Source organism: Fibrobacter sp. UWR3, assembly GCF_900143055.1.
Classification (GTDB): Bacteria; Fibrobacterota; Fibrobacteria; order Fibrobacterales; family Fibrobacteraceae; genus Fibrobacter.
In genome coordinates this window covers 106324-123784 of the sequence record NZ_FRCW01000001.1, presented here as the reverse complement: position 1 = coordinate 123784, position 17461 = coordinate 106324, and the positions used below count along the sequence as shown (strand labels likewise).

Sequence of the window (17461 nt, the reverse complement as noted above, 5' to 3'; positions counted from 1 at the left end):
CTTATTTCTGTATCAAAAAAAATAATTAATCACATCAATCACTTTCGGGGAGTGTGCGTTTGTTGCATCATTTCCCTTATACGCGTTGATGGATTCCTTTAACTCGCTTACACTAATAGAATCGTCAATTTTATAATTGCAGATTTCTACAACGATATAGTCTTCAGCGGAATGTGCGCTGCCAGAAAATCCAACTTTTCCCAATTCAACCTTCAATTTTTCAGCATCCATTACAGAGATGTTTTTCGAAATATCCCCTCGAATAATTCGACCGTCATCTGTATAGCCGATAAATTTTTGGCAATGTTTCAAATCGGGATGGATTGGATATTTGAACCCGTCTTTTGTTCTGTAGAAATAAAATAAAAAAGATTCTGGTTTTAACAATGCATCGGCAATAAAGTCAAAATAAGGTTGCTTTAAATAACCGACCATAGTCAGCTGATTGTCAACATTTTCTTTTGACTTTCTTTGCAAAGTCTGTGAAGTATCGAGTATTCCAGAGAAAACGTCTTGGAATTGAACTTCGCTTCTAACTTTATTGAGTTCGTCCTTGCAGGATTTTCCTTTTATATACGCGTTCCATACAAAAGACGGCCTTAAAAACAGCAGATACAACGGAACAAGAGTTTCAACGCCCCAATCCATCATTGTCACATGCCCGCGAAGCTTTATGTTTTCCGTTTCATATAAATCAGATAGCATGGGGAACAAGAACGCGTTAAAGACGGTGCAATGGTATTGACTGAAAATGTAATCAAGGAAAGCTTTATGATAGACAAACTGCTTTACAACATCTTGAACACCAGGATTTCCACTAATTTTATTATTGGTTATACGAGGTAAATAGTATTTTCCGTCCAGAATGTAAAAGAGTTCTGAGCCGTCAGAATATGTGTGTCTTGTGACTATGTCAGGAATCAAAGTGTCGGCTTTATTGTCGGTTTCACCATCCAATTCCCACAAAGGCTTTGGAATATGCTTTTTCAATGCTTCATACTCATTCCCAAATATCTGTCCGCAGGCTTTTTCCCAAACCAGGTTCATGCAATTTGTCCCATAGAGGCTATAAGAGTTCTCTTGCGAACTTGTTCCGGATGTGGCGACAAATGTGTAAAGCGTTTTTAAAAGATTCTGCTTTCTTGTGATATATTGGTTTGCGATTTCTCGTTCCAGACGGTAGAGAATATAATCCGTGTCGCCAAAGTCCTTCAAATCTAATTCACTTAGAAGAACCTCCGGCATATCAAAGAAATCCAATATCGTCAATTCCTTAAGATATTTGGAGCATTGAGTAACGATACATTCATGCAGACGCTTGAAATAATCAAAATCGTCATTTTGCGATGATCGAGTTTTCAGTTCCAGATAATAAGGGCGATTATCTTTTATATAGGCAAAAGTTTCATTAATTGTCCGGTCCCAATCGATTTCACCATCGCCATTGGTTTCTATGATTTCTTGAATGTTCGTATAGACTCCGTTCTCGAAGTAATCCTGCAAAATGTGCAACGACAAAGCCAATTTGTTATACTCGCCGTTATCGTCCCTATTATGCAAATGAACCAATTCGCCTTTAGAATCGTATTTGCGAATAGCTTTAATTGCCAACTTCAATTCTTCGAGAATCTTTTCTTTATCGGAATATGTAGTATATTTAGGGTAGCAGAAGACTACTTTATCTTTTACAGCGACAATGCCAACAAAGTCAAACTTGTAGCTTGCTCCTGAAACTTCTTCTGCAGAATCCGCTATGACAAGGTCATCGTTGGTCAAATCCGCGAAATCAAGACTGTCTTTCTTGACAATTTTCACAATCCCGTATTTACGGAGCGTATTTATGTAGGCTTTAACATTTTCAGGAGTACATCCCAAACGGTCCCTAATCTCATTTAGGGAGTACCGCTTCAATTCTTGAAATAGGGATGGTTTTACTTCTGTCATTTCTTGAAGTTAAAAATGCCTTGGCCGATTTCGTCAAACTTTTTGCATATATCCGAGAAACGCAACTTGCCAACAGCATTTTCATCAAAAAGGTCGCCAGGACGCATTTTTACGGCATCTTCAAAAAGATACATCAGCACCTTGCTCTTGAAGGCTTTGACAAATTCATCGGCTTTTTCTTCTTTTTTGCCTTCGACCAACTTCAACTTTTCTTCTGAAATAAAATAGGGACCAAGCAACTTGTCTTCATTGATTTTCATTTCTGTCAATTTGTCATTGATAGAATGGCGAAGACCGTTCCACTTCACCCATTCATGAGAACCATCTTCTTTCTTTTGAAGTGGAACATCATAATCCTTAATTCCATCTTCATTTTCATCAATTCCAATATACTCGAATTCCCAACGACGCTTGAAGGCAGTGTCCATCGGGAACACGCCTTGGTCAGCACTATTCATTGTCGCCCAGATGTACATGTTGGAAGGAATTCTCAATTCTTCACAATCATCAATTCCGTTATCCTTTAAATATTTCTTGACATCTTCACTAGCAGCAATGGGATATTCACTAACGCCATTTTTTCGGTCAAGAAGCTGAAAAACATCTCCAAAAACAGCGGCAACATTAGCACGATTAATTTCTTCAATGATTAAAAGAAAATTGTCATCTAAACCAGCCTGTTTCGCTTTCATCGCTTGAACATATACTCGCATAAATGGACCAGGAATGTATTCGTATCTTATAACGGTATTATCGTTTCTATCTTGGATTGGCTTATACGTTCCAACAAATTGAGCGTAGCTATAATTAGGATGGAATGTAACTCGTTCATATCGATGCGTTACTTTTTCTTCTGTGTCGTCTTCAAAATAATTCGCTGATTGAGCCCCGTTCCAAATCCAAGATGCCTGCGAACTTGTTTTGCTTAGATTTAAATCATTAATGATGTCGCCGGTACTTTTCCCATAAAAATATTCTGAATACTTAAGTCCAATAGCTGCAGAACCCGCCTGCATTAAAAAATGTTCGTTTTTTAATGCTTCCAGTTGATTTTTTATGATATCATCGATTTTTTCAGCATCATATTCAGGGAGCTTGCTGAAAAAATCAACAACCCTAATGCCTTGATTAATTGCATATGCGCCATCATAGGTTATTTTAAACTTTTGAACTAAGGATTTCGGATTTTCTTTTTTTAAAGTAGGCGAGTATTTAAAACCAATTGCAAACAAAGATGCCGCTGTTTTGTCTGATTTTTGGATTTCTTCACTTATTTTTTGCCACACATCTTTTGGAGAGATGTCTACAATTGCCCCAAAACGATTCTCCGCTTCTTTATCGATAATAAAAGTTTTCCCTGTTCCTGGTGCACCAAAAACAATACGGTTATAAGGTAGATCTAATCGCATTTTTGAATTGGAGAACATTTCCTGCAATAAGGAATGTTCAGTTGTAAAACTTGAAAAATCTATCTTAACAACTTCAGATGCCAATTTATCAATATTCTCAACAGTTAAAGGCATCTCTCCATCTTTATATTCACCTTCAGAAACCCATACTAACAATTTATTTAAGGTTTCAAAAAAAGGTCGTGTTTGTGATTTGAAAAGTGATTTTGCCAGATTATCAGAAAGATAATCTCCTGCCTTTCTCCATTCATCTTCGTTATATTTTGAAGTAAACGATTCTAAATGAGCTTTTATATCATTAAGCGAGGAAAGTAAGGAATTTATGGGCAAAGAGAAATCTTTTACATCTTCTCTTTTCCCGCTATTACTTAAGATAAATACCCCTTTCGTAGGCTGGATGGAAAGCCTATACTTTGTTTGGGAATCCAAACTGCTTAAAAATGTTTGTAACGGCTCCATAATTTTCCCTCTACTTGGATAAAATTTGATTTACAATTTGTTCAGCGACTTTATCCACTAAAGGAACGGCGACACTATTGCCAAACTGCTGGTAGGCGCTACTCGTGGATAACGGCAATTTAAAATTTCTAGGAAAACCTTGAAGATTTGCCGCTTCGCGGGGTGTTAGTTTTCGAGGTTTTTTCTCTTTCTGTGAAATGAGTATTTCATGTCCATCCTTATAATAACGTCTCAACAAAGCACTTGTATAGGAAGAGTCGGCATTGAAAACGCTGTATGAGAAACCGTTCCCTTTTTCCTCATTTCTTTTTTTTCTTCGCTCAAAGCCTTCCCATAATTTGTCGGAAATTGTGTATTTTTCTAAATTCCCACGTTCCAGAATTTGTCCAACACGCGTTTTCTCATGGGTAGGCTTTGGATAATCAAATTTTTCCAAATTCAAATCTGCTCGCCATAGAACTATATAAATACGTGGTCTATTTTGCGGAATTCCAAAATCCTTAGGATTAAAAACAAGCTTTGTCGCATCCTTTTTTAAATTGGCTATCGGACCATTTTCGATGGTTTCCTGAGAAATATTGCACACATATCCCATACCTGTAATTGTTTGCAAGATAACTTTTAGAGTTCGCCCTTCATCATTGCTTATAAGCCCCCGAACATTTTCGAGAAAAACAGCCTTTGGACGCTTTTCTTTTAAGATTTCTGCAATATGATAGAATAACGTTCCACGAGTGTCTTCGATGCCTTTGCGTAATCCAATATTGCTAAAAGGTTGACATGGAAAGCCCGCACACAATACATCGAAATTATCTGGGATTTGAGCTTTTATTTCAGGCTTCGTAATGTCCCCAAAAGGAACTTCTCCGTAATTGTTAAAATAAGTCTGTTTCGCAGCCTTGTCCCATTCAGAAGAAAAAACGCATTTTCCACCATGAGCTTGCATTGCTAAACGAAAACCACCTATTCCAGCAAACAAATCAATAAATGTGAAATTGGGGTTGTCTTGTGGCTGAAAAGGAAAATCTAATTCATTATAAAATTTTTCTGCTTGCTTTAATTTGCCCTCTTCAAAACCGTACTCGTTTACAAGTACCTTCTTTTTCATCGTTTTTTTCTTACCATTATTCATCATTAAATAATGAGTAAGTATGGCTGCATTTTCCTCATAACCATTCTGAGGTAGGAATGCATCAAATTCTTCAAGATTCATATTCATCAAAGTCATTAGTAATTTCTTGATAAAAAATCAACAGCCAGTTAATTTTCACTCTTCAAAATAGTCCGAGTCAATTCGCTTGACATCGTAGGTTTTCTTGGTGCTTACGCCGACATTGAACTCAATCATGAACCGAGTGAGTTCCTGCCCGTTGATAAGCACAATTTTCTTGCTCAATTTTTCGACATAGTTGCGGGCTTCTTTGCTGTAATCGCTTGTGGTGATAAAGACGCCCTTTGTCGCCTTTTGTTCATCCAATGCGCCCGCGAACTGTTGAATTTGCGGCTTGCCAACGGTGATGTCCGCCTTGTAGCGTTTCGCCTGGATGTATATTTTGTCCAGGCCCAACTTGTCCTCGTAAATGATGCCGTCTATTCCGTCGTCATGAACATAGGGTGTCACCTTTGTGGAATCGTCGAACGATCCGCCATAACCCATCTTTTTCAACAAGTCGACAACGAGAGTCTCAAAGAATCTCGGAGTCTGTTCCATGACCTTCTGCAGCAAATCCTCCGCCAAGTCGCGGTTGATGTTGTCGAAGGCCTGTTCTAGCAATTCGGTCGGCGTCATGTCTTGGGATTCGTTTTCGACCGGAACAGGACTCGGACTGACGGGTTCTCCCATAGTGGAGCCGGTAGCATATTTCGAAAATTCCGGATATGCCATCAAGTCTTTTTTAGAAAGTGTCTTGTGCTTTTGCAGATATTCCTTGCCGCGTTCGGTAATGTGATATACGCCCTTTTGCGGAAGGTCCACAAAAAGTGCCCGACGCAGATATTGACGTACCCAATTTATCCGGTCGTTCACCTGAGTGTTGGTCCCGCTCTTTGTCTTGAGAGCGCAATCAGCCTCCGTCAAGCCGAAGTGGGCGATCAGCGCATCACGCATTTCTTTAGAAGACAAATCGCGGTCCTTGATTTGAACCAAGAACGGATAAAGGAACTCTTCAAACTTAGGTACGGACATGGACTAACCTACGAATTTTGAATAAATCACCTTAAATTCCATCATTTAGAAGAAAATTGATTTTATTTTGAAAGCCTTCTTCTAATTCATTGATGTTTTTTCTCATCATACGATGGAAGTCTTGATTTATTGTATATTCCTTGCCTGCGACTTTCACTACATCTCCATTTTTTACATGTCCAAGTTTGTTTCTAAAATATCCTAATTTAGACATATAATAATTTAAAATGTTTTTTGCTTCTTTGTTGTTGGTTGTTTTTGCATACTCTGCAAATATTGTTAGGCGATTATACATGCCAAGAAAGTCGTTGTTTGCGATCGAGACATTTAGTTTGCCATCTTCAAAATCGGCAACCTTCTGTTTAATTTCTTTTTGGTTGTGTTGTAATATTTTTTTGTCTAAAATAGAATCTAAAATTTGTTTCTTTCTTTCCTTCGCACTATCATACAATTTTGTCAAGAGTTTTTCTGCTTGTTCTTCAAAATCACTTGTTGCCTCCAAAACCATTCCACGCAAATTAACAATGTCTTCCGATCGCTGAACGATTTTCGATATAAGTCGATCCACTTTTTCCAGAAAAAGGCTTCGATCTCGTTTTGATAAATATACGCCATCTATTTCTGGAACCATCTCTCTAAAGGACTCTATCATTTCATCATATTGAGATGAATAAAACAAGATATCAGTCAATATCAAATTTTTTCGAATATTTTCAATTATTTTATCGCCATTGGGGCTTCCTTTGGGCAATTTATAGTCCATCAAAATCAAATCATAATTATTTGATTTCAATGAATCTAAATTTAAATTTTTACCCGTTTTTTTTCGTTCGACACAATTAGTTGAAAGAGAGTGGCTCTCAATAAATTCAATAACCTTTCTTGACGCGGCTTTATACCAATCATCATTATCTTCGATCCATAAAATTTTGAATTGATTATTCATGTTTCAACCTTATGTCTATTTTAAATCCTTTCTTGTATTTTACATCAATGGAGACTGAGCCGTCCATCTCTTCAACAAGGTCATGCACTTGTGGCAAACCCATTCCGAATCCTTTTTTTCGTGAGTTTGCAGAAAAGCCGCGCTTGAACAAATCAGCAGCATTTAGCTTTGCGTCTAAGCCCAGTCCATCATCAACAAAAGACACCAGAACAAACTTTTTCTCGTTACTGAATATGATATCAATTTTACTAGCTTCGTTTTTCTGGGAGTTGCTGATAATATTGTCAATAATAATGCCCAACGATGATGGATTGAATTGGCAATTGCTTAATTCTCCATTTTGTTTTAAGTGAAGCGGCATTCTCAAATAATTCATCTTTTCGGAATACTGTTTTACATAGTCATAGACATTCCCTATAGTTTGGTTTTCCAAAGAAATGTTCCCATGGAACGCCAAATCAGCAATCTTTTGGATTTTCGCGTTTACCTGAAAAACGTCAACAAGGATATCGTATGTTTCGTTAGAAATTTTCTCTTTTTTGAGCAAATCCATACAGTCCGCTAAATTACCTTTGTTTGCATCTGCTAATGTATAGATGGAATGCATGCCATTTAGAAGATTTTCAGCATTTTGGTCGTTCGCATTCTCCAAGAAAAAGACCTGTTTCTCGCGGGCTTCGTTTTCGCGTTTTAATCTATCAAGTTCTTGAGACTTTTCAGAGTTTTCTTGTTCAAGCTCTTCATTCACCTGCAGAATCGTCTTGGCTTTTTTCGCCAACATGCGAAACTCTTCATTTTCCGATTTTTTTGCATATTTTTCAAGACGTTCAACTATCGAATACAGATTTTTTGATTGTTCATTATTTTTTGAGAATAACTTTTTGTTGTAGTTTATTTCTACAATATCATTAGGATTAGCATTTGTTATAAACTGAGATATTATTTGGGCGTTAATCTCTTCTGGAGAAATTACATGATTGTCACGATTCTTTAATGGTTCTCCCCAAGCAATCAAATTGACCACATATTTTTCCAACACTGTTAAGATTTTTTTTATAAAAAAATCCTCTAGTTTTTCTACAGCTGGAGTTTTTATAAAACCATGCGCTCTGCTAGACGTTTCCATAAAGTCAACATCATTGCCTATTATAGAAATTCGCCCCATCAATTCGCGAGAGCCTAAAAAACGATTATAACCTTGAGATTTTCTTCGATCTATACCAAAAAAATCCAGTCCTGGTTCTCCGTATGGATTTACACGAAAGCCATTTTTATAAATAAAAACGGAGCCATAATCTCTTGGTCTAACCCCTCCCATCTGTTTTGTGAAAGCAGCTTTTGCAACGCTATTCAAATAGAAAATCGACGCATGGATATCTCTAAGTTCTGAATAATCCCTATTTTTTTCTTTTAAAGTGAAAACTTCAACTCCACGATCCGACAACTTTGTAGAGATCGTCTTCCCCTTTTCATCTATATCAACAGTAATGCTTGTTGTCTTTATGTCTATTTGTTCCAAAATGTCATTTTTTACAATTCCATTAACCGTATCACGCCAAATATTCACTCCCTCTTGTCCTCGTACTTTATCGTCGTTTTCTTTTTCATTGGGGACAATCAGTTCGATAGAAAAATTTTTTTCATCACTATTAAAATCGGGACTTATCAACTTCATCAAATAACGTTTGAGAGAAAGCAGATCGTTTCTATTCCATTCTTCTCTAAGATTCGATACCAACAACATGGTTCCATGTTTTTTTTGCAGAATGGATTCTTTCTCTGTATGATAAAGAACAGGTATGTTTACAAATTCATTTTTGTCATCTACCTCAAACTTATTCCAATCAATATCAACGACATGCGTCTCTGCTTCGTTCTTTTTTTTAGAGAAAAGCTTTAGTTCCGATCCCAGACGATCACAAGAGAAACGGCCTATTCCTTTGGCACCCGCAAAATGACGCGTCATTTTGTCAACATATGATTCAGAACGATTCTTTTCTTTTTTCCCAGAATATGCAACAAAAAGCCACTTTTGTGTAATGTCATCGTAATTCATGCCAACACCATTATCTTCTATTATAATGGTGTATTTGCCACTTTCGTTTTGTTTATAAGTGATGGAAACGCATGTTGCTCCTGCATCATAGGAATTTTTTACTATTTCAAAAATTGCGATATATTTATCGCTTATCAACTCTCGGCCAATAACACTTTTCAAACCCGCACTAATGCGGAAATTAAGTTCTTTGCTTTTATTAGCCATGGCCCATCACCTCCATCAAGGCTCTTCCCACTTGTTCGGCAAACAATGGTGGAACGGCATTCCCAACCTGCGTATATCGGGGAACTTCTTTCTTCCTTAACTTTCCACCCGAAGTGTATTTCCCCTTAAATTCGAACCAATCGGGGAAACTTTGAATTCGAGCTTGTTCGCGCACGGTAAGAATTCGCGGTTCTTCGTAATGAACGAGTTCATCTGGAATTGACGTTATTGTCGGTGCTTGAGAATTTGCGTCAAGGACTGTAACACCACGTCTTTTCAGATTATCAACATATCCGTCATCGGGCGTTATTCGCTTTCCTCTCGGAGCATTGTCCAACAAATCTCTATGCAACTGAATTACAGCAGCAGAATGGTTAACAAAACGATGACTATCGACAGCCCCTCGATGATTCTGGAGGCCTTGACGCATCAACTTTTGGTAACCCGACTCGGCGCGGCCATAGAATCCAGCCTGGAAGCGTTTCGTATCAGGGGACTGGCATGTGCCGTTCGATTCCTCCAAATCGCCTATGGCATCTTGAATAGTCGCAGACTGCTTGATACCTTTTTCTCGGCAAAAACAACCTTTGTTATTCTCCAAGTGCTTAAAAACTTCGGAGGGATTTGAATCAAGCATTGCGACAAGGATAAATCTGCGCCGCTTTTGAGGAACACCATATTGAGAAACATCGATAACTTTAGAATCCGTATGGTAACCGAGTTTCCTAAGTTTTTTTATGACATAGGATGAATATTGGGATATTCGGCCCTTTTGACTTTGAAAATGAACTGTAAAACCATGAACATTTTCAAATATGAGCGCCTTAGGCTTAACCAATTTGACAAACCTTATGTACTGTTTGACAAGCATGTTTCGCGAATCACTTGTATTTCTTTTGCCAGCCAATGAGAATCCCTGGCACGGCGGTCCTCCGGCCACCAAATCCACTTGACCTTCTAGCTCACGAAGTTTATCTTCGTTTTCATCCAAAAATTTCTTGATATCATGTTCTTTCACATCCAACCAATCGGGCCACTGGAAATGATGACCATGATCAATCAAGTTATATTTCAGTGTAGAGAATGCGTCTTTATTTTTTTCAATAGCGAATATGCCTTGCCAACCTGCGTTTTGCAAACCAACGGACAAGCCGCCGCACCCAGCGAATATGTCGATATAGCGCATTTACGCCTCCATGCCTTTCACGAGGTTGCCAGGCCTTTTGGCCTTGTTGTCAAGAAATGTTGAATGCATACAATATCTCAAGTTTAATATACATATTTTCACCATTTAGGTAAATAGGAACATCTTTTTTCGCTTACGTAGAGCCAGGGCGTTGCGGGGCCGGCGTCTGAGGCCCCACCTTGGTGGCCATGCGCACTAAGGAGCAAGCTCCTAAGTGCTGTCCGCCCGCAGAGGGGGTGTCCGGAAGACCCAGCGGAAAGTTGGCTTGTGATTGCTTCGCTACGCTCGCAATGACAACTTGGAGCCGGGGCTGCAGGCAGGGGACAACTGTGCAAGGCGAGTGTCGCGACAGACCGCTTGCGGGCTGGCATGATCGAGCCGAACAGTTGGGACTTTAGTCCCACGCTTCCCCCACCTTTATCCGTTCGGGTTGGCGGGGGCCGGGGTTGCTTTCCAGAACACTTCCCGGAAGAAGGGGTTGCCTGCAAGCCTGTTCCTGATTTTGAGGATGTTCCTGTGGGCGAGTTCTATCAAGATGCAGTTCCGTTTCAAATTCAGTGCGGCTTCCCCCACGACGCCGCTGCCGGCGAAGGTGTCGAGCACGGTTTCGCCCTGCCTGGTCACGAACTGGAGGATTCTTTCGCACAGGGTCAGCGGGAGTTCGCTCTGGTGTATCTTGTTCTTCCTTGCGACGGGCGGGATGTCGAACATGGCAGGGAGCATCTGCGCGGTGCCGCTCATGTACTGGGGCGTCCCGGTGTCTTTTGTCTTTTTGGCGTCGATGCGCAGGCAGCGCGCCTTGCCTTTCGAGAATATCATCACGTCTTGCGTGTTCTTGGACTTGCGCCCGGTATTGCTGACAAAGTTCCCCTTTTTCCAGGTGACTTTCGAGTAGTAGAGCAGCCCGCACTGTTCAGCGTATTTCTTTATCTGGTAGAGGTAATCGTAGTTGTTCTCGTTTTCGGCGGGGAGGATTTCGACGAGGAAGCAGCCGTCCTTGAGCACGCGGGCTTTTTCTTTGAAGTCGTCGAGGGTGTACCTGAAGCAGTCGTATGTGGCGAAGTTGCGGTCGCCGCCCTTGTTCGACTTCTTGTCGAGCCACGGGTGGTCGGTCAGGATGCAGTCGATTGAGGCGTCCCCGAGCATGGAGAGGTCGCGGCCGTCGCCTTCTATCACGACGCAGCTTTCGTCGCCCTCGATTGTCTTGTACAGGCCCTTGGCGACGCGCTCGAATTTTACGCCGAGGTTGTCGTAGATGCGTGCGCGGACGGTTTCCTTCGGCTTGTCGGAGTTTTCGGAATAGGCGTCCTTGAGCGAGAATTCGCCCTTGTCCTTGAAACAGGAGTAGATGGTATTTGCGAGTGATTTCATGCGCAGAAATATAGATCCGGCGGAGTGACAATTTGTGACATTTTAGTGTTCAAAAAATTTTGTATATTGTCTTAAACACCAGAAAGGGTGGTATTACGGATCATTCCCGCGCAAGCGGAGAGGTCCGTTTTTGTTTATAACGAGGTGAAAATGGCGACGGATTTCACATGTGCAAATTTTGCACATGTGGGTGCTGACGCTGATCAAACTTACAAGTTGCCAATGAAAGGACGATAAGGAATGAAAAAAATGTTGCTTTTACACGTTGTTTATACTATATTTTGTAGTTGTATCAACTGCGAGGCGCATATGGCGATGTCAATTCTACAAATCCGTGTAGACGATAATCTCAAGAACGAGGTGAGCGACCTGTTCGAAAGGCTCGGGATGGACATTCCGACCGCGGTCCGTATTTTCTTCAAGCGGGCTATCATCGAGAGGGGACTTCCGTTCAACGTGAACGAAATCCCTTCTGCCACCACGCAAGACAACAGTCGGCTGATGCAAGCCCTGTATGCGCTCAACGACGAGGCTCACAAGAACGGGACCGCCGGGATGAGCGAAGAGGAAATCGAAGCCGAGATCAAGGCGGCTAGGGCCGAGAGGAAAAAGAAACATGGTGTACGCAGTCGTTGATACAAACGTCTTGGTTTCTGCCGCACTGGCAAAAAACAGGGGTGAATCCATCCCACTAAAGATTTTTCTAGGCATTGCCCAAAAGAAGTATATTCCCATTATTGACAGCAATATTATTGAGGAATATCGGGAAGTCCTACAAAGGGGAAAGTTTAATTTCTCGTTAGAGTATCAGAATTCTTTTATTGACGAGATTTCAAAATACGCGGTCAATGAGCCGGTAAAAGAGTCTGGTGTTGTTTTGCCAGATATGGATGACAAGATTTTCTACGATGTTGCTTTCGCTCATCAGGATAAGAAAGCCTTTCTTGTGACGGGGAATTTAAAACATTTTCCAGGATGCCCTTTTGCAATATCGCCCAAGGATTTTTACGAACTGATTAGGCCTACTCCGTCGGGATTTGTCATAAACGAGTCTCGCATCGATTACGACGTTTCCAGGCTGATGCAAGCCCTGTACACGCTCAACGACGAGGCTCACAAGAACGGAACCGCCGGGATGAGCGAAGAGGAAATCGAGGCCGAAATCAAGGCTGTTCGTCATTCCCGCGCATCAGGATTATGACGTCGTTTCTGTCGAAGTCCTTGCCGAAGGCTTGCCGGTAGCTCGATTCCAGCGCCTCTCCGGGGGTGCAGTTTTCCCTGAACAGGACCATGCCGCTGTCCAGGCATTCCATGTTGAGTTCGCCGTCGGTGTCGATGCTTTCCGGCCGGAACGTGGACCATAGGCAATAGTCGGTGAACCCTTCCCGGATGTCTTCTTCGAGCAGGTTGTCGCCGGTGCCCGCCTGGACTTTCAGGAACGCCTTTGCGCTCTTGACCCATGCGAGTATCGCGCCGCCGAACGTGTCGTTTTCCATAGTGCCTCCGCCCCGAAAGATAGATAACGTCAGTGACAGAAAATGTCTTTTTGTGGACTGCGAATTTTTTGCGATTTTGCCCGGGGAAGGGGTTGACAAATTTCAGTTGACCGAACCTGCAAATAAATGTAGATTATGGGGGTATTATGGCTCTTGAAATAAGAAATATCCCGGTTCTTACAGGCTCTACGGCAGAGTCGTTCGTTCGTGCTGCCGAAGAACACGAAAAGAATCCGCGTCGTCTCGGGCTCAAAGTTTCCTTCGCCCAAATCGACGAGATGGCTGCCCGCGCCCGTTCTTACAGAGAGGCCCATAATGGAAAGAATCCGTTTAGCATCTGATTGCACCCTTTACCCCATCGACAAGAATACCGACCTGTCCTCGTTCTGTTGCGGCGATGAGGATCTAGACGATTTCTTTCGGAACGATGCGTACTTGTACTCCGCTCAATTGTTGGGGAAAAGCTATATCGCTGTAACGAATACGGAATCGCCGCAGATAGCCTGCGCCTTCACTTTGTCCAACGACAGCATCAAATCGACAATGATTCCCAAGTCTTCGCGGAACCGTCTGGAACGCAAGGTGCCCAATGCAAAGCATACGCGTACGTATCCTGCGCTCCTGATTGGACGATTGGGAGTTAACGGCCAGTTCCAACGCAGCGGCTTGCACTTGGGGAGTCAGGTCATTGATTACCTGATTTCCTGGTTTATCCACCCGGATAACAAGACCGGTTGTCGCTTTATGGTTGTCGATGCCTACAACAGGCCCGAAACGATAAATTTTCACCAAAAGAACGGTTTCCGCTTTTTGTATTCGGACGAAAATCTCGAGAAAGAAGCCTTCCGTGTTGATTCGAGCCAGTCGTTGAACACCAGGATGATGTATCTGGACTTAATCGACTTCGTGTCGTAGAGATTTTGACACCACTGGTGACAGTGGGCACGAACACGTTTTTCTTCAATCCCGATTTTAATTATACCGAATTCGGTACAATTAAAAATATGGCAGGAAGCAACAATTTCGTCCTTTCGACAAAACAATGGATACTTTCCACTAATGCCCTTGGCATAGTAGCAAAAACAGGCCGATATGGGGGAACATTCGCCCATAGGGATATCGCCTATCATTTTGGAATGTGGATTAGCCCACGATTTCACCTACTTCCCATTCACGAATACCAGCGTCTCAAGGCTGCAGAAAAGGCTCAATTGGGCTGGTCCGTGCGGCGAGAACTGTCGAGATAGCCATTTCTCAGATGACTGTGCTGGAATCGATTGGGGAAAACAAGTTATCGAAATAAACTAATAAGGTTTTAGGGGCGGTGAAAAAGGAGTTTTTTGATGAAAAACGGCGAAAAACCGCTAAAATCGCCTTTTTTGAATTATTTCTTTGGAAAATATCCGAAAACGGCGAATTATTTGTTTGGAAAATATCCAAAATTGACTATATTTTTCTTTGGAAAATGTCCGGAGGCGGTTCTAGAATGTATTTTGAGCGAAAAATTGACAAATTCTTGTTGGAATGGTCCAAGCAGAAAGACCACAAGCCGCTACTGCTACGTGGGGCACGCCAAGTAGGGAAATCTAGTTCTGTTGAACACCTGGGTGAGCACTTCGAAAATTGCGTCAGCATCAATTTTGAAAAGAATCCGGAATACAAAGAGGTTTTTAACAAAAATCTGGATGTGAATAGAATCGTTGCTGAAATTTCCGCTATAAGTGCCCAGCCTATTATTCCTGGACAGACGCTCCTTTTTCTAGATGAGGTTCAGCTTTGCCCCGAAGCGATCATGTCGCTCCGTTTTTTCAAGGAGGATTTGCCCTGCTTGCACGTGATTGCCGCCGGATCACTGCTTGAATTCGCCCTACAGGAACTCCCGACTTTTGGCGTGGGCCGCATCCATTCCATGTTCATGTACCCCATGACCTTTGACGAGTTTGCGCAGGCAAACGGTTTTGACGAGCTTCTAAAAATCCGCGACCAGGCATCGAGCGATAAGCCGTTGCCGGAAACGATTCACAATAAATTCGTGGAACTTTTCAGAACCTACCTCATGGTGGGCGGAATGCCAGAAGTAGTCGCCAAGTGGGTTGAAAGCAAGGACTATCTACAGTGTCAATCTATCCAAGACGACATTCTGATTTCGTACGAAGATGACTTTGCCAAATACAAGAAGAATGTCGACCCTACTTTACTCAGGACTGCATTCCGAAGTGCGGCATTGCAAATCACAAAGAAATTCACGTATGCAAAGGTAGGGAACGGTTACAAAACAGAAAAAATCCGTGAAGCCATGCAGTTGCTTACCCTTGCGGGAATTGTCACTCCCGTAACACGTTCTGCAGCAAACGGACTCCCTTTGGGGAGCGAAGCGGATCCGTCTTACCAAAAATACCTGCTTCTCGATTCCGGTTTGCAATTACGGCTAATGAATATGTCCCTTGGCGACATTTCCGAGACAATCTCTGCGATTCTCACGGCAAGTGCCGCGGATCTTGTGAACAAAGGCTCGTTGGCAGAAATGGTTGCCGGGCTTGAACTTTTACGGAACAAGACGCCAAATATGCGGCACGAATTGTTCTATTGGACGCGGATGCAAAAGAATAGCCAGTCCGAAGTGGATTATGTGGATTCCCTTGGTGGACATGTCATGCCTATCGAGGTCAAGGCAGATACCCAGGGGGGCATGAAGAGCCTATGGAATATGATGCGCGAGAAAAATCTTTCGAACGCTTATCGTATTTCTCTTGAAAACTTAGGGCAATTCGACTATCATGATTCCGAAGCGGAAAATGCAATTCGCCACGTTCAAATATGTCCGCTTTACGCCATATCGCAGATAAAGTAGAATTGGTTGAGCAAAAGTTCTTTAAGGAGCCTCAAACCCGTCCAAAACCTTGTACAGCAGGGTATACAGGGTCTTGGCTTCGGCATCGGAGAGGTTCACGCAGCTGGCCATAGACTTGGGGACGCTTGCGGCCTTGCGCTTGAGCGATTCGCCTTCGGCGGTGAGGCTTACGGAAAGGCAGCGTTCGTCGCTTTGTTCGCGGGTGCGCTGGACATAGCCCTTGGCTTCGAGCTTTTTCAAAAGCGGGGTGAGCGTCCCGGAATCGAGGAACAGCTTTTTGCCGAGTTCCGAGACGTTGCACTTTTTCTATTTTTACACCCATGAAACGCATAGAAGTCGTGGCAGGCATCATTTGCGCGGATCCTTTCGGGAATCCGGCTGCGCCTCGCACGCCAGGCGTTCGGTTTTTTGCCACGCAGCGCGGGTACGGCGACTACAAGGACGGCTGGGAATTCCCGGGCGGCAAGGTGGAACCCGGCGAAACCCCGCAGCAGGCCCTGGTTCGCGAACTAAAAGAAGAACTCGCCATCGACGTGAGCGTTGGCGAGTTTATATGTACCGTCGACTACGACTACCCGGCCTTCCACCTGACCATGCACTGCTTTTACTGTGCAATCGCGGGCGGAAAAACGCCAGAACTGCTGGAACACGAGGCGGCCCGCTGGCTCAACCGCGCGGAACTGCACAGCGTCGACTGGCTGCCTGCCGATATCGAGGTCGTGAAGGCCCTGGTAAAAGGCTAGCTACTTGCCGGCCTTGACCTGCTCGAGTTCCTCTTCGAGTTTCTTGGTCTGGGCGTTGTTCGCGTCGATGATGTTCTTCAGGTTCTCGATCTCGGTTTCCTTGTCCGAGAGCTTGTCCTCGAGGTCCTTCACCTTCGCCTCGGACTCGTGCTTCTGCTCGTTGCTCTTGCTGAGCTGCGCAAGCAGGCTATCGGTGGAACTGCGGAGCTTTTCGGCGGTCTCCTCGGCATCCTTCACGGCAGGGTTGTCGGAATCGTCGCCGCAACTGCAAGAGCAGAACTTGCCGGGGAACTTCTTGTTGAGGGCAAAAGCCGCCGCGACACCGAGAGCAAGGCCCGTAAGGAAACTGCTAGTCTTCATAAAAAACTCCTTGGAACAGATTGTCTTTAAACCGATTATGCTTGAAATCTATAAAATTTTCAAAAAAGTCAAGCATAAAAAATGAAAAAAGCCCCAAAAAACAAAAATCCCCCGGATTGCTCCGGGGGACCTTTGCAGCGGGAAGAGCGAGATTCGAACTCGCGATAGGATTAAGTCCTATACGTCCTTAGCAGGGACGCGCCTTCGGCCAACTCGGCCATCTTCCCATCTTGGGGACACTAATTTTA

At 42.8% G+C, this 17461-nt stretch carries 16 protein-coding genes, 1 tRNA gene and 2 pseudogenes; 7 read left to right on the top strand and 12 right to left on the bottom strand.

Annotation, left to right across the window (positions count from 1 at the left end; genetic code table 11):
* Positions 1–12: 12 nt before the first annotated feature.
* The 8 genes from BUA44_RS00590 to BUA44_RS00555 form a co-directional block, all read right to left on the bottom strand.
* The gene (locus BUA44_RS00590; protein ID WP_072807636.1) at positions 13–1944 is read right to left on the bottom strand and encodes an LlaJI family restriction endonuclease; all 1932 of its coding nucleotides are present in this window, start codon (positions 1942–1944) and stop codon (positions 13–15) included.
* Complete coding sequence (locus tag BUA44_RS00585; RefSeq protein ID WP_072807635.1) at positions 1941–3812, bottom strand: AAA family ATPase; 1872 nt, start codon at positions 3810–3812, stop codon at positions 1941–1943. The genes BUA44_RS00590 and BUA44_RS00585 overlap by 4 nt, the downstream gene beginning before the upstream one ends.
* Before the next feature lie 10 nt (positions 3813–3822).
* Positions 3823–5025: a DNA cytosine methyltransferase gene (locus BUA44_RS00580; protein WP_178348712.1), complete on the bottom strand. Its 1203-nt coding sequence runs from the start codon at positions 5023–5025 to the stop codon at positions 3823–3825.
* Positions 5026–5079: 54 nt separating this feature from the next.
* A complete protein-coding gene (locus BUA44_RS00575) occupies positions 5080–5997 on the bottom strand; it encodes a restriction endonuclease (RefSeq protein ID WP_072807633.1) in 918 nt (305 codons plus the stop codon).
* Positions 5998–6028: 31 nt separating this feature from the next.
* Positions 6029–6943 (bottom strand): response regulator, encoded by a 915-nt coding sequence (locus BUA44_RS00570; RefSeq protein WP_072807632.1) that lies wholly within the window; start codon positions 6941–6943, stop codon positions 6029–6031.
* Positions 6936–9206 (bottom strand): ATP-binding protein, encoded by a 2271-nt coding sequence (locus BUA44_RS00565; protein WP_072807631.1) that lies wholly within the window; start codon positions 9204–9206, stop codon positions 6936–6938. Before BUA44_RS00565 ends, BUA44_RS00570 begins: the two co-directional genes overlap by 8 nt.
* The gene (locus BUA44_RS00560; RefSeq protein WP_072807630.1) at positions 9199–10392 is read right to left on the bottom strand and encodes a DNA cytosine methyltransferase; all 1194 of its coding nucleotides are present in this window, start codon (positions 10390–10392) and stop codon (positions 9199–9201) included. Before BUA44_RS00560 ends, BUA44_RS00565 begins: the two co-directional genes overlap by 8 nt.
* Positions 10393–10809: 417 nt before the next feature.
* Entirely contained in the window at positions 10810–11763 is a 954-nt protein-coding gene (locus BUA44_RS00555; RefSeq protein ID WP_083579400.1) for a DNA-methyltransferase, read from the bottom strand.
* Positions 11764–12072: 309 nt separating this feature from the next.
* On the opposite strand from BUA44_RS00555, the gene BUA44_RS00550 reads away from it, so the two are divergent.
* Positions 12073–12399 (top strand): type II toxin-antitoxin system RelB/DinJ family antitoxin, encoded by a 327-nt coding sequence (locus tag BUA44_RS00550; RefSeq protein WP_072807962.1) that lies wholly within the window; start codon positions 12073–12075, stop codon positions 12397–12399.
* Positions 12380–12964 carry a PIN domain-containing protein gene (locus tag BUA44_RS00545; RefSeq protein WP_072807629.1) on the top strand — a complete coding sequence of 195 codons (585 nt, stop codon included), beginning with the start codon at positions 12380–12382 and terminating at the stop codon, positions 12962–12964. The genes BUA44_RS00550 and BUA44_RS00545 overlap by 20 nt, the downstream gene beginning before the upstream one ends.
* Here the strand turns inward: BUA44_RS00545 and BUA44_RS00540 are convergent.
* Positions 12927–13259, bottom strand: coding sequence for a hypothetical protein (locus BUA44_RS00540; protein WP_072807628.1), 333 nt, complete (start codon positions 13257–13259; stop codon positions 12927–12929). The genes BUA44_RS00545 and BUA44_RS00540 overlap by 38 nt on opposite strands.
* 146 nt (positions 13260–13405) lie before the next feature.
* Here BUA44_RS00540 and BUA44_RS15170 point away from each other — a divergent pair, with 146 nt between their 5' ends.
* From BUA44_RS15170 to BUA44_RS00525, 4 genes and pseudogenes are all read left to right on the top strand, one after another.
* Positions 13406–13600 (top strand): hypothetical protein, encoded by a 195-nt coding sequence (locus tag BUA44_RS15170; protein ID WP_073058087.1) that lies wholly within the window; start codon positions 13406–13408, stop codon positions 13598–13600.
* Positions 13575–14174 (top strand): GNAT family N-acetyltransferase, encoded by a 600-nt coding sequence (locus tag BUA44_RS00535; RefSeq protein ID WP_072807627.1) that lies wholly within the window; start codon positions 13575–13577, stop codon positions 14172–14174. Before BUA44_RS15170 ends, BUA44_RS00535 begins: the two co-directional genes overlap by 26 nt.
* A 44-nt stretch (positions 14175–14218) precedes the next feature.
* Positions 14219–14503 (top strand): annotated as a pseudogene (locus BUA44_RS00530) (KilA-N domain-containing protein); the annotation flags it as partial.
* Between the two features lie 242 nt (positions 14504–14745).
* Positions 14746–16110: an ATP-binding protein gene (locus BUA44_RS00525; RefSeq protein ID WP_072807961.1), complete on the top strand. Its 1365-nt coding sequence runs from the start codon at positions 14746–14748 to the stop codon at positions 16108–16110.
* Positions 16111–16131: 21 nt separating this feature from the next.
* On the opposite strand, the pseudogene BUA44_RS00520 reads toward BUA44_RS00525, so the two are convergent.
* A pseudogene (locus tag BUA44_RS00520) lies at positions 16132–16398 on the bottom strand (MarR family winged helix-turn-helix transcriptional regulator); the annotation flags it as partial.
* A gap of 32 nt (positions 16399–16430) precedes the next feature.
* Between BUA44_RS00520 and BUA44_RS00515 the strand changes: the two are divergent.
* Complete coding sequence (locus tag BUA44_RS00515) at positions 16431–16853, top strand: (deoxy)nucleoside triphosphate pyrophosphohydrolase (RefSeq protein WP_072807626.1); 423 nt, start codon at positions 16431–16433, stop codon at positions 16851–16853.
* Here the strand turns inward: BUA44_RS00515 and BUA44_RS00510 are convergent, their stop codons facing one another.
* Both BUA44_RS00510 and BUA44_RS00505 read right to left on the bottom strand, forming a co-directional pair.
* Positions 16854–17213, bottom strand: a complete 360-nt coding sequence (locus BUA44_RS00510; protein ID WP_072807625.1) for a hypothetical protein — start codon at positions 17211–17213, stop codon at positions 16854–16856. It lies immediately after the preceding gene.
* A gap of 138 nt (positions 17214–17351) precedes the next feature.
* Positions 17352–17440 (bottom strand) — tRNA-Ser (locus BUA44_RS00505).
* Positions 17441–17461 lie beyond the last annotated feature (21 nt).